Genomic DNA, 16,316 nt, shown 5'->3' on the forward strand with positions numbered 1-16,316 from the left:
CAGCTTTGTGTTGCGCCTTATATGAGGGGCAGCGGCGCAGATTCAAAGGTCGAATTGCGCAAAGACCGGTGCGTGATCCGACGGCTTCTCCCAGCCACGCGCATCGCGCAGGATGCGGCTGCCATGCGCGGCGGCGCGGATATCGCCACTGGCCCAGACATGATCCAGCCTGCGGCCCTTGTCGGCGGTGTCCCAATCGCGCGCGCGGTACGACCACCAGCTATAAAGCTGTCCCTCGGGAATGTCGGCGCGGGTCACGTCATGCCAGCCGCCCGCCTCCATCACGTTATCCAGATGCTCCACCTCGACCGGCGTGTGGCTCACGATCTTCAAGAGCTGCTTGTGCGACCACACATCATCCTCGCGGGGTGCAATGTTGAGATCCCCCACCAGAATCGCCTTTTCCGGACGGCTGTCACGGAACCAGTCGCGCATCTCGGTCAGGTAATCGAGTTTCTGGCTGAATTTCTCGTTCTTCTCACGGTCGGGCACGTCGCCCCCGGCAGGCACGTAGAAATTATGGATGGTAACCCCGTTCTCCAGCCGCCCCGCCACGTGACGCGCATGGCCAAGGGATGCAAAATCCTTGTCACCCGCATCCTCGATCGGCAATTTCGACAGGATCGCCACACCGTTATAGCCCTTCTGCCCCCGCGCGACCATGTGGGTGTAGCCAAGCTCATGGAACCGCTCCAGCGGAATCTTCTCGACCGGGCTCTTGCATTCCTGCAGGCACAGGATGTCGGGGGCCTCGTCCTCCATCAGTCGCGCCACCAGCCCCTCGCGCAGGCGAACCGAATTGATGTTCCATGTGGCGAGGGTAAAACTCATGCGCGATCTCCTGTCTGCGTTCGCGCAGACCCTAAAGCGCGGCGCGCCGCGTTTCCAGATGCGATTGTGCGGGCAGGGTTTCTTCTGGCCGGAAATTTCCCGGGGCGCGACCCCACGACGTCGACGGCAGCGCCCCCAACCGACCGGCCAGAAAGAAAAAAGCCCCGGCGCGATGCCGGGGCCAGTCCAACAGGGAGGTTCATGTATAGCCATACATGAGCTAACATTAGCAGATTATTCGTGATCCTCAGATAAGACTTTGATCGAAGTCAAGCGAGCGTGTCCTTTAAACCACAAGGCGATATCCACCCGATTCCGTTACCAGAAGGCGAGCATTGCCGGGATCGGGCTCGATCTTCTGGCGCAGGCGGTAGATGTGGGTTTCCAGCGTGTGCGTCGTCACCCCGGCATTGTAGCCCCAGACCTCGTGCAACAGCACGTCGCGCGCCACCACCCCCTCGGTCGAGCGGTAGAGGAACTTGAGGATGTTGGTTTCCTTCTCGGTCAGCCGCACCTTGCGCTCGTCATCGGTGATCAGCATCTTCATCGACGGCTTGAACGTGTAGGGGCCCAGCTGAAACACCGCGTCCTCGGATTGCTCGTGCTGGCGCAGTTGCGCACGGATGCGCGCCAGCAGCACCGGGAACTTGAACGGCTTGGTGATATAGTCGTTCGCCCCGGCATCCAGCCCCAGGATCGTATCGGCATCGCCGTCATGCCCGGTCAGCATCATCACCGGGGCCCTGATGCCCTGCTTGCGCATCAACCGGCACAGTTCGCGCCCGTCGGTATCTGGCAGCCCGACGTCGAGGATGATGAGATCATAGATCATGTCCTTGATCTTGTTCATCGCATCCGCGCCGTTGCCCGCCTCGAAGACGTCGAAATCCTCGGTCATGATCAATTGTTCGCCCAGCGCCTCGCGCAGATCGTCATCGTCATCGACCAGCAGAATTTTCTTGACCTGTGCCATATACTCTTCCTCTTCTTCTCTCGGAACATGCGCCACAAGCGCGGCTGCGACAAGATGTGCAACATCCGCCTCACGCCCACGTGTTGCCCTGCGAGCGTTTCTTTCATTTCATTACAAAACGCTCTACATGACCGATAGACGCAGCCGGAGACCCGCAGCATGAGCCTTTCGCCCGACATCACCGAGATCATCGCCCGTGCCCGCTCGGACCTGCGGATGGGCGTTCCGGTGGTGCTCTGCGCGGCGGATGGCAGCGCCGCCCTGGTCATGGCCGCCGAAACCCTCGATGGCCAGCGCCTCGCCGACCTGCGCGCGCTCGGTCAGAGCCCCGTGCTGGCGATCACCGCGCGCCGCGCCGCCACGCTCAAGGCGCGCGCCTATGACGGAGATCTGGCGCGCGTGCTGCTGCCGCCCGATGCGCGGCTCTCGTGGGTGCTGGCGGTGGCCGATCCGGCGGACGATCTCAAGACCCCGATGAAAGGTCCGCTCCAGACCCAGCGCGACGGCGATGCCGGGCTGCACCGGCTGGCGCTCAACCTCGTGAAATCCGCGCGCCTGTTGCCCGCCGCCGTGGTGCTGACGCTCACCGACGGCGAGCAATTTGCCGCCCGCCACGGACTGACCCGCGTGACGCTCGATCAGGCCACGCCGCAACTCCTGCGCACCAGCCCGCTGCACCCGGTGGTCAGCGCCCGCCTGCCGCTCGAAGTGTCCGAGGCGGGCCGGTTGCACATCTTCCGCCCCGAGGATGGCGGCGAAGAACATTACGCCATCGAGATCGGCCAGCCCGACCGCGCCGTGCCGGTTCTGGCCCGGCTGCATTCGGCCTGTTTCACCGGCGACCTGATGGGCAGCCTGAAATGCGATTGCGGCCCGCAACTGCGCGGCGCGCTCTTGCAGATGGGCACCGAGGGCGCGGGCGTGCTGCTCTATCTCAATCAGGAAGGGCGCGGCATCGGCCTTGCCAACAAGATGCGCGCCTATTCGCTTCAGGATCAGGGCTTTGATACGGTCGAGGCCAATCACCGGCTGGGATTCGAGGATGACGAGCGCGATTTCCGTATCGGCGCGCGCATCCTGTCGCTGATGGGCTTTTCTTCCGTGCGGCTGCTGACCAACAACCCGGCCAAGATCACCATGATGGAGGACAACCACATCAAGGTCGTCGAACGGGTGCCGCTGAAACTGGGCGAAAACGCCCACAATCACGCCTATCTCGCGACCAAGGCGTCGAAATCTGGTCACCTTTTATAGGGGCGTGATTTGCCTGAAGCTGCCGTTTAGGTGCAGCTCCAATGCGCGGAATCAAGGTGCCGCAGGCACCGCCGCGCAGCGCCCGACCGCCCCCTCGGGCGGGCGCTTTTGCAACGTATCAAGCCATTGATAACGCGAGAGTGTTTGGCTGGCATAAAGTGCGGTCCACCGAGGTTGCTGCGCCCACCCGGCGGCCGGGCACCGCGCGGCTTGTCTCTGAAACCGGCAAGGTCCGCTCAAGGCCAGAACCGCCCCTACCCCCGCTTCTCGAACCAGATGATCACCTCGCCCACCTCGACGCCATATTTGTCCATATAGGCGCGGTTCAGCACGCGGTCCTCGCTCACCTGCCACATCCAGTCGTCGAAACTGACCCGCAGCGTGCCATCCGGCACCGGCAGATCAATGGTATACTGCCAATTGAACGCATCGCCACGCTCTTCACCGCTGGCCTGCCAGATCACTCCGGGCGCGCTTCCCTCCCAGGTCTCCGCCCCGGTCTTGGTCAAGGTCCAGACCCGGCGTTCGGTGCTGGCATCCTCGTAGACGAAATCCTCGGTCAGTGTCAGCACCTCGCCATCCCAATCGCCCGCCACCTGCACCTCGAAGCGCCGCCGCACCGTGCCGAACCGGTCCTGAAACTGGCCATAGCCCACCACATGCCCGTCGAAAAACTCCTCCAGGTCGAAATCCCGCTGGCTCAGCTTTTCATCCGCCAGATCCGGCCGCCCGGCACAGGCGCTCAGGACCATCAATGACAGGATCAGGACAACGACGCGCATGGAAAGGGCCTCCGGGGTGATCAGCTACCCTTTGCAACCTATCGCGAACCCGCCGCGCGGCAAGGTTCAGGCCCGGCGCGCCCCGCTCAGCACGGCGGCGAACCCCACCGCCAGAACCGCCACGCAGATCACCAGCAACTGCTCGTATTTGTGCCCCTCGGGCAGGAGCGCCACGGCCCAGTCCGCGCTGCGCGCAAAGTATGTCACCGCCCCCGCAATCGCGGCCCCGAACGCCACCAGATAGGACCAGAGCGCGATCTGCCGCCCCATCACCAGCCCCACCACCAGAACAGGGCTCAGGAACATGCTCGCCGTGCCGCTGACCGCCACGGCGTCAAACAGCGTCTGATTGCCCCAGAGCGTCAGCAGCGTACCCAGCGCCATGAAGACCACCATCGCGCCCCGCCCCGCCATCAGCGACCGGCTGCCGATCTTCAGCTCATCCACCACCAGCCGCGCCGCACTGGCCAGCGCGGAATCCAGCGTGCTCAGCGCCGAAATCAGCAGCGACACCAGCAGCGCGATGAACAGCCATGCCGGGAACATCCCCGCCCATGTGCCGATCAACTCGCCCTCATATTCCGCCCCAATCAGCCCCGCCTGAATGCCGAAAAACCCGAACCCGATGATGCACAGGGTCGAGATCCAGAACGCATGCAGAAACGATTTCCGCGTCGTCGCCGGATCGGCGAGAAAGCCGCGATCCATCATCACCGGGTCATGCGCGGGGTATGAGAACACCTGCAACAGCGCCACCACCAGCAACACCTGCCCGTTCCACGCCCCCGCCGTGCCCGGCGCGGTCAGCACCGCGCCGATCTGGAATCCGGGGCTCACGACGAGCGCGACAAAGGCGGCGGCAAAGACGCCGAGAAACACCACCATCTGCAACACATCCGTGCGCAGCGCCGCACTCAAGCCCCCCCAGGCGCTATAGGCCAGCCCGAGCGCGGCCACGATCAGGATCGCCGCCTCGCGCGCCACGCCGACCTCGGGCAGCACAGCGGCAAAGATCAGCCCGACCACCAGCAGGTTGGCGAACACCTCCGACAACAGGCGCAGCCCGATCACCAGATTGTAGCAGGCATTGCCCGTAGCCCCGAACCGCGCACCCAGCCAGTCCTGCACCGATCCCGCACCGCCCGCGCGCAACCGGCCCACGATATAGCCGCCGGTCAGGAACGACCCGTAATAGGCGGCATAGGCCAGCGTGCCCCAGATGCCGTAGAAATAACCCAGGATTGCCGAGTTCATCAGCGACCGCGCGAAAATCCACGTCGTGACCTGGCTCAGCACCAGCACCCACAGACCCGGCGCGCGCCCGTCCACACCCGCGCCGCTGAAAAAGCCGCCGATCGTGGCGCGCCGTGGCGCAACCAGCAGGCTGGCCAGAATGACCAGCCCGAAAAGGCCAATGATCACCGCTGCTTGCATCTCATTCGTTCCCCGTTGTGAAGAGTCCACCAATCGCTACCAAGCCGCGCAGGGCACCGCCACGCCCCGGCGCAGCTTGTGACGCAAACGTGATCGCGCCCCCCCCCGATCCGGCGTCACAGCGTGGCATTCACCCCGCCGCCATCGAGCAGGATATTCTGCCCCACGATGAACCCGGCATGCTGGCTGCACAGAAACGCGCAGGCCGCGCCGAACTCATCGGCCGTGCCATAGCGCCCCGCCGGAATCCCGGCACAGCGCCGCGCCTTGGCCTCGTCCATGCTGATTCCCTGCGCCTCGGACACCCCCTTGTCGAGCGCATTGGCCCGGTCGGTGGCATGAATGCCCGGCAACAGGTTGTTGATGTTCACACCACTGCCCGCCACCTGCCGCGAGGTGCCCGCGACATAGCCGGTCAGCCCGGCCCGCGCCGAATTCGACAGGCCCAGCACCGGGATCGGTGCCTTCACCGATTGCGAGGTGATGTTGACCACCCGGCCCCAGCCGCGCTCCATCATCCCCGGCACCAGCGCCTTGATCAGCGCGATCGGCGTCAGCATGTTGGCATCGAGCGCGGCAATGAAATCCTCGCGCTCCCAATCGGTCCACATCCCCGGCGGCGGCCCGCCCGCGTTGTTCACCAGAATATCCACCGCGCCCGCCGCCTCCAGCACCGCCGCGCGACCCGCGTCATCGGTGATATCGGCGGCCACGGTCACGACCTCGACACCGAACTCCTCGCGAATTGTCGCCGCCGACGCCTCCAGCGCCTCGGCCCCGCGCGCGTTCATCACCAGATCGACGCCCGCCGCGGCCAGCGCCCGCGCACAGCCCAGCCCCAGCCCTTTCGACGACGCACAAACCAGCGCCCGCTTGCCCTTGATGCCAAGATCCATCTCACCCTCCGCTTGTTTCGATGCTTTACCGCGACTTAACACCCTGTCGCGCAACATGGCCAGTATCTTGCAGGGCGCATGCGTGGCTCTTGCCGCCAAATCTCGCAGCGATTGACCACATGCTGCCACAATCCTAAGCTAGCTCTCTGGTATAGATACTTATGCCAATCACCTTTTCAGAATGACCGCTCTCGAATGACCCAAGACGCACCCCGCCCCGCCCAATCCATTCCGGTCTTTCAGGCCATGGATTTCCGTGTCGTCAACGGGGCCAACCTCGGCGATGCGCTGTCCTTCGCCGCCGAACTCGATCTCGACGACGTGTATGAACTGACCGTGCAGGCGCGCCCGGCGCGGCTGTCGCTTGTCATGCATGGCACCGGCCCCTTCACCATCGGGGCCGAATCGGAAATCGGCCTGCCCGGCGCGCATGTCCATCTCGATTGCGCGCTCACGCTGATGTCGGCGACCGGCGGAACCACGGATGTGCTCGTCTTCGTCGAGGTGGATGACGCAGGCCACGTTGCCGACATCTACGCCATGCCGCTGGCACAGATCGCGCCGCGCACCGGCTATGCGCTGGTCGGCGTCGACCGGGACGGTGCGCTGCGCAAATTCGCGCAGGCCGCCTGCGTCTCCTTCACCCGGGGCACCCATATCACGATGGCCCGGGGAGAGCAGATACCGGTCGAGGATCTGCGCCCCGGCGACATGGTGCTCACCCGCGACGACGGCGCCCGCCCGGTGCGGTGGATCGGCCATTCGACGGCCCGCGCCGTGGGCGATTTCGCCCCCGTCCGTATCACCGCCGGGGCTCTGCACAATGAAAACGACCTGTTGGTCAGCCCCGATCACCGGCTCTTCATCTACCAGCGCTCCGATGCGCTCGGGGCCGGCCGGCACGAGGTGCTGGTCCGCGCCCGCCATCTGGTGAACGGCGACACCGTCCGCCGCGAAACCGGCGGCTTCGTCGACTACTACCAGATCCTGTTCGACGCGCATCAGATCATCTATGCCGAAGGCATCGCCGCCGAGACCCTGCTCGTCGATCCCCGCACCCGCGCGGCACTGCCCGCGGAACTCGAGGAAAAGCTGCTGGCCGAGGCCGCCGCCCACGGCAACAGCACCCATCTGCAATTCGAGGTCGGCCGCGCCCTGCTCGACCACCCCGACGCCGCCGACCTGCTCAAACGCGCCTCGACACGGTAAGCCGCGCGGCGCGGACTGTCCGAAATCCGCGGTCCTGCCCACCGACGCGATACCGACAGAATACCGACGCGATACAGACAGCCCTCATCCACCCCTCGCTTGCGCCCCTCACCTCCCCCCTCTATATGGCGAGCCATGTTGGACACCCGCACAAATCGCCCCGATCTGCCCGCCGAGATTGCCCGGCGGCGCACCTTCGCCATCATCTCCCACCCCGATGCCGGCAAGACCACGCTGACGGAAAAATTCCTGCTTTATGGCGGGGCCATCCAGATGGCCGGACAGGTCCGCGCCAAGGGCGAGGCGCGGCGCACGCGCTCGGATTTCATGCAGATGGAAAAGGACCGGGGCATCTCCGTCTCGGCCTCGGCGATGTCTTTTGATTTCAGAGACTTCCGCTTCAATCTTGTGGACACGCCCGGACACTCGGATTTCTCCGAAGACACCTATCGCACGCTGACCGCGGTCGATGCCGCCGTGATGGTGATCGACGGGGCCAAGGGCGTCGAGAGCCAGACCCGCAAGCTCTTCGAGGTCTGCCGCCTGCGCGATCTGCCGATCCTGACCTTCTGCAACAAGATGGACCGCGAAAGCCGCGATACGTTTGATATCATTGATGAAATTCAGGAAAACCTGGCTATCGACGTGACCCCCGCCAGCTGGCCCATCGGCCAGGGCCGCGATTTCGTCGGCTGCTATGACATGTTTAACAACCGTCTTGAACTGATGGACCGCGCCGACCGCAACAAAGTGGCGGAATCCATCAAGATCAACGGGTTGGATGATCCACAACTTGACGAACACGTGCCCGAAACCCTCGTCGCCAAGCTCCGCGAAGAAGTCGAGATGGCGCGCGAGCTGCTGCCCGAACTCAACTCTCAATCGGTGCTCGAAGGGCATATGACACCCATTTGGTTCGGCTCCGCGATCAATTCCTTCGGGGTCAAGGAACTGATGGAGGGCATCGGCACCTACGGCCCTGAACCGCAGCCCCAACGCGCCGAACCGCGCCAGATTTGCCCTGAAGAATCAAAGGTTTCCGGGTTCGTGTTCAAGGTGCAGGCCAATATGGACCCCAAGCACCGCGACCGCGTCGCCTTCGTCCGCCTCGCCTCTGGCCATTTCAAACGCGGCATGAAGCTCACCCATGTGCGCTCGAAAAAACCGATGACGGTTTCGGCCCCCGTGCTCTTTCTCGCCTCCGACCGTGAACTCGCCGAAGAGGCCTGGGCCGGTGACATCATCGGCATCCCCAACCACGGGCAATTGCGCATCGGCGACACTCTGACCGAAGGCGAGACGCTCAAGGTGACCGGCATCCCGTCCTTCGCGCCGGAACTGCTGCAACAGGCCCGCGCGGGCGATCCGATGAAGGCCAAGCATCTGGAAAAGGCGCTGATGCAATTCGCCGAGGAGGGCGCCGCCAAGGTGTTCAAACCCGCCTTTGGCTCGGGCTTTATCGTGGGCGTCGTGGGGGCACTGCAATTCGAGGTTCTGGGCAGCCGGATCGAGCTGGAATACGGCCTGCCCGTCCGCTTCGAGGCGTCACAGTTCACCTCCGCCCGGTGGGTGCAGGGCGACAAGCAGGCGGTCGAAAAATTCACCGCCGCCAACAAGCAGCACATCGCCCATGACAATGACGGCGACGTCGTTTACCTCACCCGCATGCAGTGGGATATCGACCGGGTGGAACGCGATTACCCCGACATCACCCTGACCGCGACCAAGGAAATGATGGTCTGAGGCCGGTCAGAGCGCAGCCGCACCGGCGCGTCCGAAATACCCCTCGCCCAGCTTCACGCGCTCGACGATGCCCGGGCGTGGCGACCAGAGTGGCGGCGCGAGAGGTGCAAGCGCCTTCATATCCTTGAGCACGGCCATCAAACCACGCTGATCGGCATGGCCGAGCGCGCCGCCCCGGCTGCGGGCATAGCCAAGACCGCGCACCATGATCACGTCCAGATCAGAGGCCCGCTGCACCGCGCCCGCTGCCAGCAATCGCTCCGACGCATTGACAAGGGCGGCATGCAGCGCATGGCGCGGGGCCATGCCGCCGGGCAGCGCCGCCTCGCCCATCTCGGCGAATTCGCGTGGCGTGCGCGGCCCCTCGGGCGGATGGTCGTAAAACCCGCGCCCGACGGCCCGCCCCGATGCGCCCTTGGCGATCCGCCCGGCCAACGGGGTCAGCGCGTCTCCGGGCAGGCCCAGCATATCCGCCACGCGGCGCAGGCGCGCCTCGGCGGGCACCAGCCCCTCGAGGTCCATCATAAGGAACGGACCCATGCGCAGCCCCAGATGCCGCGCCGCCTGATCGACGCGCTGCGGGGCAAATCCGGTCTGCACCAGCGCCAGACCGGCCAGACACAGCGCACCCCCCAAAACATGACCCAGCCCCGGTCCGGCTTCGGGGCGTGCCGCGCGCACCACCGTCACCCGCAGCGCCGTCAGAAACCGCGCAAGGCTGGCAACCTCATCGGGCGCATGGCCCTCGGGCACGCCGATCTCTGCGCATCGGGCCGTCTCGGCAGGCGCGAAGAGCCGCAGCACCAGCCCCGGCCCGGCAAAACCCGCCCCAAGATCAAGTCGCGCCGCAATGCCTGCACCCGGCTCGACCGCATCCGTGCCCAGCCACAGGTCGGCCCGCCGGTCGCCGGCGTCACCGCTCAGCCGTGACAGCCACTCCTCCTTGGTGCCCGCCTGCATCTGACCGCGCGCGACTCGCGAATCGAGGGTCCGGCGCAACGTGGCGGGCAGGTCGGGATCATCCGACCAGACCGCGCGCCCGGCAGCGAGGCAGAGCAGCGCCACCTCCTCCAGCCCACGCCCCGACAGCCCGACGCGCCCGATCTCGCGCACCTGTCCCCGGCGCAATTCCGGCAAGACAGCCGCCCGCCGCTCGGCGGCATAGACATGACGCTGCGCGCGCGCCTCGGCGCTGTTCACGCGTTCCTCAAAGAGCACCTCCTCAAAATCGAGGCCCTGCGCGAAAGGCAACAGTTGCGCCGCCTCGACCGCGCGCAGGATATCCGCCGCCGCACCGCGCTGCGCGCCCAGCTTGTCGCGCACCGAGGCGATGGCGCGCTGATACCCCGCAGGGTCCGACAGACCGCGAACCATGTCGCCGCTCCGCGACCACTGGCCCGCTGCGGCCAGACGTGCAGCCAAGGTGCAGGCCTCGGCCTCGGGCGGGTCCTCGGTGATCTTGTCGAAAAGACGCCGCAAGCGCGTATCCTCTGCTGGCACGGCTTGTCCCGACAGCATCAGTTCCAGTGCGGCCTGCGCCCCGACAAGACGCGGCAGACGCTGCGTTACACCCGCACCCGGCATCATCCCAAGGCTGATTTCCGGCAGCGCGATCCGAGTGCCGACCTGCGCCACCCGCCCATGCGCCGCAAGCGCCAGCCCCAGCCCCGCCCCAAGGGCCGTGCCGTGCAGCGCCGCGACCACCGGTTTGGAAAACGCGTCGATCCGCTTGCAGATATCGCCGACCCGCGGGGCCGCCAGCGGCCCGTCATATTCCGTGAGGTCAACCCCCGAGGAAAATCCGGTGCCGGTCCCGGTCAAGACAACCGCGAGACACGTCGCATTCGCCTCGGCCGCATCGAGCGCCGTCATCAAGGCCGCGCGCAGCTCAGGCGCAAGCGCATTGGCCACCGGACGGTCGAGCCGCAGCACGGTGATCCCGTCCTTCTGATCTGTCTGGATCGTCCCGCTCACACCTGCTCCACTCGCTCTGCATTGCCATTGGAGCAATTACTACGAAGAATTGCTCCATACGCAAGCACAGGCGGGATATGGGCGTCGCCTCAGACCGGCATATTGTCGAATTCAGCCTCGATCGCCTCGCTCAGCAAGGTCTGGTGCAATTGCTTGATCCGGGGCGGCACGGCCTGGCCCTCGGCGCGCAGATGGTCGATCACCCGGCGCAACCGGGGCTCATGGCGATAACGGGTGTTCAACCCCTCCTGACCGACGAGGGTCTGGATCTGGTCAAGTTCGGCAGTGACGTTGATCATGACATTCCTCCCTGATGGAAGACAACCATAGCGGGTCTTTTCCACGCGGCCTATAGGTAGATGCGATGCGCGACAGAATTGTGAACGCGGTCAGGACATTTGCGCGGCACATGACCGGCAAACAGGCGTTTCCGGAAGAATGTCGAGCCGATCAGCGGCAATCTGCTCACCACACGACGTGCAGAGTCCGAAACTGCCATCGCGCAGACGGCCAAGTGCCGCCCTGATCCGCGCGATCTCCAACTCGCCGCTGTGGCCAAGCTGTTCCAGCACCTCGTCACCTTCCCGCTCGACCGCCAGTTCTTCCCAGTCGCGGGATTTCGGCGCATCCAGTTCGGTCTCGATGGCGTGTAGCCGTGCATCCAGCAGCTTGAGACGCTGCAGCAGCGCCTCGCGATATGTCGATTTGTCCAGCATGAATCATCCTCCGCAATTCGGGGTTATCCTAGCAGAACCACACGTGGCGGGCCTTGACACATATCAACCCTGGCCAGAGCGCGGGCTCACGCGTCCTGCTTGGCGTGTAACGTCAGTGCCGTGCCGGGGGCTGGTTTGGCCGTGCTTTGCTCCGGTTCGGCCTTCGTGTCGGGCAGAGGCGCGGCGGCGGATGATACAAGGCGCAGGGCACGCCAGCCGTTGAGTTGCCCCAGTCGCGCCTCGGCCACAAGATGCGCGCCCGCTCCGGTCACCTGGATCGCGCCCAGGCTTTCGGGGGTGAGCGCCAGCACCTGTCCGCGCGACAGCGCGCAGGCCTCGCGCAACGGCAGGGTGATCCGCGCCATCACCGCATCAAGCACCACCGGCGCGCCAAGCGCCACATCGCTCATCAAGGCGCGGGCAGGTCCACCCACGTCGGTCCGGGTGCCGGTCTTGGCGGCGAGCGGACGGCGCGCAGGTACCAGCAGATCAAGCCGCCCGGTCCGAACACCCGGCCCCAGATCAGCGGTCACGCGAAAAACATCGAAATCCGGCGCGTCGAGCACGAGCCCCAGAGCGCGCCGATCCTCAACCCGGTCGCCAAAGCGAAAACCGCGCGGCACGTATCCCTCCACCTCGGCCAACATTTCGCTGTCGACCCCGTCGAGCACCGCATCGACGAGCGGCGCCACCATCGCCGCATCGGTGCGCGTTGCCCGCCGCGCAGGGGTCGCACCGGACCGCACCTTGCCGGTGGTCTGCACCTCGATCAGCGCCGCCATCATCTGTGCGTCGAGGGCGAGGGCCCCGCGGGCCCCGCCCGCACCGTCCAGCAGCAGGATCAGCCCCTCGTCCGCAACCGTCTCCGCGACCTGAGCAAGACTGACGCGCCGCTGTTCGACCGTGGCCACGGTCAGCGCCAGGTCAAGCAGCGTATCGGCGGCCCGCGCCACCGCGAGGCGCAGCGCCTTGGCCGGCGACATCGCCCGCGCGTCAGAGCCGTCGCGCGCTGCGCGGGCCTTGCGGTGGATGACCGAAGCTGTGTCTTGGGCTGTCATGGCGCGCGATATCCCTCCGTCGCGCCATCCTAGGTCGGGCGTGGTTACGATTCCCTTACCGCCTGCCCGCTCATTGCGCCGCCATGCGCCGCGCCTGCGGCAGGCTCACGCGAAACGCCGCGCCGGTCTGCCCCGGCAGATAGCTGACCGACCCGCCAAGCCGCGCCATGATCTCGCGGCAGATCGCAAGACCCAGCCCCGCGCCCCCGGCCTTGGTCTCGCCGATGCGCGAGAATTTTTCGAAGATCACCGCCTGTTTCTCGGGCGGAATGCCAGACCCGTTATCGGTGAAATCGACAACCACATGCCCGTCGGCCACACTCGCCCGGATGCTCAGCACCGGCGGCGTGCCGTCGCAATATTTGCGCGCGTTGGCGATCAGGTTGATGAAGACCTGCGCCAGCCGGTCAAGGTCCGAGGTCAGCTCCACCGCCTCCGCCGCACGGTCGCGCGCGACCGTGAGACCGCTGTCATTCACCCCCGCCGCCCGCTCTGCCCGGTCGAGCAGGTCCGACAACAGGCCGGTCTGCGTGTTCAGCACCACCTGCCCATTCTCGAGCACGCTCAGGTCCAACAGATCATCGAGCAGCCGGGTGAGGCGCACCGCCTCGTCATGAATGATCGAGGCGTATTTGCTCTGCTCGTCCCCCGTCAGATCGCCGGTATCGCGCAGAATCTCCGAGAACGCCCGGATCGAGGTCATCGGTGTGCGCAATTCATGGCTGATCTGGCTGAGGAACCCGTCCTTCTGCACCGACAGCTGGGTCAGCTTCTCGTTGGCCTGCCGCAATTGCCGCGCCGTGCGCGCCAGTTCCTGACTCTTGGCCTCGAGCTGGCTGGAATATTCCATGATCTGCGCGGTCTCGTCCGCCACCGCCATCAGATCCTCGACCGAGACGGCGGCCCCGCCGACGATCTGACTGATCATCGCATGCGCCGTCGCCGCGCCCACCGAGCCTGAGAGCGCGCGTTCCAGCTCCTGCAGGAAATCGGGGCTGGGTTCGGGCAGATAGCCCGCCACGCCCTGCCGCCCGGCGGCGGCGGCAAAGAGCGCCTGCGCCTCGCGCGCGCCCATGATGCGCTGCGACATGATCAGCAGATCCTCGCTCTGCGCCATGCCCCCGGTCCAGCCGCCGGGTGTCCCGGAATGATCGAACACATTGACGAATTGCGCGCCCTGCAAGCGCTCCAGCGGTTGCGGAAAGCTCAGCAGAGATCCCAGAATGAACGCAGTCGCATTGAGCAGCATCGACCACATCAGCGCATGCAGCACCGGGTCCATCCCCTCGGCCCCGAAAAGCGCGTAGGGCCGCAGCCAGGCAAGTCCCCAGAGCCCGTGATCGAACACCCCCTGCGGCAGGAGGAGCGACGGACCAAAGCTGGGCAGGAAGAGACAATAGAGCCAAAGAGTCGCCCCGACACTCAGCCCCAAAAGCGCACCCGTCCGCGTGGCCCCACGCCAGAACAGCCCGCCCATGAGCGCAGGCAGGAACTGCGACACCCCGACAAAGGCGATGAGGCCGATCGCCGCGAGTGCCGTGCCGCCCCCCGACAGGCGAAAATAGAGATAGCCCAGAAACACCACGCCCGCGATGCTCAGCCGCCTTGCCAGAAGCGCCACGTTGCGCACGTCGCCCGAGACCATCGCCGCACCGCCCGAAAAATGCAGCCAGATCGGCATCACCACATGGTTCGACACCATGGTCGATAGCGCGATGGCCGCCACGATCACCATCGAGGTGGCGCTGGAGAACCCGCCCAGAAACGACAGGATCGCCAGCCCGTCGCGCCCGTCCATGAGCGGCAGGGTCAGCACGAAAAGATCCGGATTTGCCCCCTCGGGCATCATGTCGAGCCCGACGGCGGCAATCGGCACGACGAACAGGCTCATCAGCATCAGATAGGCCGGAAAGGCCCAGGCGGCGGTGCGTAGATGGTCCTCATCCTCGTTCTCGACCACCATGACCTGAAACATCCGCGGCAGGCACAGGAAGGCCGCCGCCGACAGCGCGGTCAGCCCGACCCAGCGTCCGCCCGACACATCGAACCTCGAAATCGCCGAGGCCTCAATTCGTTCAAGCGTGCCTTCGATGCCGCCTGCCAGTCCCCAGACCACGAAAATGCCCACTGCCAGCAGCGCACACAGCTTGACCACCGCTTCCATCGCGATGGCCATGACCACACCGTGATGGCGCTCGTTGGCATCGAGGTTGCGGGTGCCGAAGAGGATGGTGAACAGCGCCAGCCCCATCGCCACCCAGAGCGCGGTGGACTGCCTGTCGGGCAGCGTGGTGGCGGCCAGATCGGTCTCGGCGAAGGCGGCGAAGGACAGTGTCACCGATTGCAGTTGCAGCGCAATATAGGGCGTAGTCCCCACCACCGCGAGCACCGTCACCAGCACCGCGAGCAGGTTTGACTTGCCATAGCGCGACGAAATCAGATCGGCGATCGAGGTGATGCGCTGACTGCGCCCGACCCGGACCAGACGCCGCAGCGTCCACCACCAGCCGATCATCACCAGCGTGGGGCCCAGATAGATCGTCACGAATTCGAGGCCCGACCGTGCCGCGAACCCGACCGCGCCGTAAAACGTCCAAGCCGTGCAGTAGATCGACAACGACAGGGTGTAGACAAGGGGCGAACCAAGCCAGCTGCCCCGCCCCTGCGCCGCGGCCCGGTCCGCACCGAATGCCACCACGAAGAGCAGCACCACGTAAAGTACACAGACCAGAACAAGGACGTTGAGGATCGCCATCAGCCCTCCTCACCGTCCGCAGCACCCTCTTCGGTATCGCTGGCGCGCAGGTGACGCGAGATCACCCCCGAGATCGCGACGAGAACCGCCCAGAGCCCGAACACGTAAAGCATCGTCTCAGCCGTGCCGGGCGCGCGTTCGCCGCCCTGCCACAACAGCGGCACACAGAATAAAAGGCCGCCCAGCACCGGCAACAGCCGCGCGCCATCGGACAAGCGGCGACGCCTGTAGGTGCGCCGCGCCAGAAAGACCGGGCCGCGCTCGGGGCTCATGCCCCCACCAGATCGCGCACCGCCGCCAGCACGTCTGCATTGGAAAACGGCTTGGTCATGTATTGGCTGGCTCCCGCTTTCTCGGCCATCTCGCGATCCTTCATCTGACCGCGCGCCGTCAGCATCAGCACGGGGATCTCCGCGAACTCCAGATCCCCCCGGATCTCGGCCAGAATGTCAAAGCCGCTCTTGCCGGGCAGCATCACGTCGAGAATGATCAGGTCAGGGCCGCGAAGGCGCACCGCCTCCATCGCATCATGCCCGTTGGAATGGGTCTTCACCTCCCAGCCATCCCGCGACAGGATAAAGCTCACCGCCTCGATTATATTCGGCTCATCCTCGATCAGCAGAACCTTTTTCCCCATGCAACCGGCCTCCCCTCCGATGCGTGCGCGGTCAGACGCACCGCGCAACTATTC

Annotated in this window: 15 protein-coding genes; 3 read left to right on the forward strand and 12 right to left on the reverse strand. The window is 65.5% G+C overall.

What is annotated here, in order from left to right; genetic code table 11:
- Window positions 1–42 precede the first annotated feature (42 nt).
- Both PVU19_RS13920 and PVU19_RS13925 read right to left on the reverse strand, forming a co-directional pair.
- Complete coding sequence (locus PVU19_RS13920; RefSeq protein ID WP_050662872.1) at window positions 43–831, reverse strand: exodeoxyribonuclease III; 789 nt, start codon at window positions 829–831, stop codon at window positions 43–45.
- A gap of 286 nt (window positions 832–1,117) precedes the next feature.
- Window positions 1,118–1,804: a response regulator transcription factor gene (locus tag PVU19_RS13925; protein WP_050662871.1), complete on the reverse strand. Its 687-nt coding sequence runs from the start codon at window positions 1,802–1,804 to the stop codon at window positions 1,118–1,120.
- 159 nt (window positions 1,805–1,963) lie between these two features.
- Here PVU19_RS13925 and ribA point away from each other — a divergent pair, with 159 nt between their 5' ends.
- Entirely contained in the window at window positions 1,964–3,058 is a 1,095-nt protein-coding gene (gene ribA / locus PVU19_RS13930) for a GTP cyclohydrolase II (RefSeq protein ID WP_050662870.1), read from the forward strand.
- Between the two features lie 254 nt (window positions 3,059–3,312).
- Here ribA and PVU19_RS13935 read toward each other — a convergent pair whose 3' ends face one another.
- The 3 genes from PVU19_RS13935 to PVU19_RS13945 all read right to left on the reverse strand — a co-directional run bounded on the left by PVU19_RS13935 (window position 3,313) and on the right by PVU19_RS13945 (window position 6,170).
- A complete protein-coding gene (locus PVU19_RS13935; protein ID WP_050662869.1) occupies window positions 3,313–3,840 on the reverse strand; it encodes a DUF3833 domain-containing protein in 528 nt (175 codons plus the stop codon).
- 66 nt (window positions 3,841–3,906) lie between these two features.
- On the reverse strand, window positions 3,907–5,274 hold the full coding sequence (locus PVU19_RS13940) for an SLC5/6 family protein (protein ID WP_050662868.1): 1,368 nt from the start codon (window positions 5,272–5,274) through the stop codon (window positions 3,907–3,909).
- 116 nt (window positions 5,275–5,390) lie between these two features.
- Complete coding sequence (locus PVU19_RS13945) at window positions 5,391–6,170, reverse strand: SDR family oxidoreductase (protein ID WP_050662867.1); 780 nt, start codon at window positions 6,168–6,170, stop codon at window positions 5,391–5,393.
- A gap of 195 nt (window positions 6,171–6,365) precedes the next feature.
- Between PVU19_RS13945 and PVU19_RS13950 the strand changes: the two genes are divergently transcribed.
- On the forward strand, window positions 6,366–7,379 hold the full coding sequence (locus PVU19_RS13950; RefSeq protein WP_050662866.1) for a Hint domain-containing protein: 1,014 nt from the start codon (window positions 6,366–6,368) through the stop codon (window positions 7,377–7,379).
- Window positions 7,380–7,514: 135 nt separating this feature from the next.
- The gene (locus tag PVU19_RS13955; protein ID WP_050662865.1) at window positions 7,515–9,122 is read left to right on the forward strand and encodes a peptide chain release factor 3; all 1,608 of its coding nucleotides are present in this window, start codon (window positions 7,515–7,517) and stop codon (window positions 9,120–9,122) included.
- Window positions 9,123–9,128: 6 nt separating this feature from the next.
- On the opposite strand, the gene PVU19_RS13960 is transcribed toward PVU19_RS13955, so the two are convergent.
- From PVU19_RS13960 to PVU19_RS13990, 7 genes are all read right to left on the reverse strand, one after another.
- Complete coding sequence (locus PVU19_RS13960; protein WP_050662864.1) at window positions 9,129–11,096, reverse strand: enoyl-CoA hydratase/isomerase family protein; 1,968 nt, start codon at window positions 11,094–11,096, stop codon at window positions 9,129–9,131.
- 89 nt (window positions 11,097–11,185) lie between these two features.
- Window positions 11,186–11,395 (reverse strand): hypothetical protein, encoded by a 210-nt coding sequence (locus tag PVU19_RS13965; RefSeq protein WP_050662863.1) that lies wholly within the window; start codon window positions 11,393–11,395, stop codon window positions 11,186–11,188.
- Window positions 11,396–11,485: 90 nt separating this feature from the next.
- Window positions 11,486–11,812, reverse strand: coding sequence for a TraR/DksA family transcriptional regulator (locus PVU19_RS13970; protein WP_050662862.1), 327 nt, complete (start codon window positions 11,810–11,812; stop codon window positions 11,486–11,488).
- An 86-nt stretch (window positions 11,813–11,898) separates the two neighbouring features.
- Entirely contained in the window at window positions 11,899–12,870 is a 972-nt protein-coding gene (locus PVU19_RS13975; protein WP_152911640.1) for a FliM/FliN family flagellar motor C-terminal domain-containing protein, read from the reverse strand.
- A gap of 70 nt (window positions 12,871–12,940) precedes the next feature.
- Window positions 12,941–15,625, reverse strand: coding sequence for an ATP-binding protein (locus tag PVU19_RS13980; RefSeq protein WP_050662860.1), 2,685 nt, complete (start codon window positions 15,623–15,625; stop codon window positions 12,941–12,943).
- Window positions 15,625–15,897 (reverse strand): hypothetical protein, encoded by a 273-nt coding sequence (locus PVU19_RS13985; RefSeq protein ID WP_050662859.1) that lies wholly within the window; start codon window positions 15,895–15,897, stop codon window positions 15,625–15,627. Before PVU19_RS13985 ends, PVU19_RS13980 begins: the two co-directional genes overlap by 1 nt.
- Window positions 15,894–16,262: a response regulator transcription factor gene (locus tag PVU19_RS13990; RefSeq protein ID WP_050662858.1), complete on the reverse strand. Its 369-nt coding sequence runs from the start codon at window positions 16,260–16,262 to the stop codon at window positions 15,894–15,896. Before PVU19_RS13990 ends, PVU19_RS13985 begins: the two co-directional genes overlap by 4 nt.
- Between the last annotated feature and the right edge of the window lie 54 nt (window positions 16,263–16,316).

Origin of the sequence: Roseovarius tolerans (assembly GCF_028885395.1) — a bacterium.
GTDB lineage: Bacteria > Pseudomonadota > Alphaproteobacteria > Rhodobacterales > Rhodobacteraceae > Roseovarius > Roseovarius tolerans.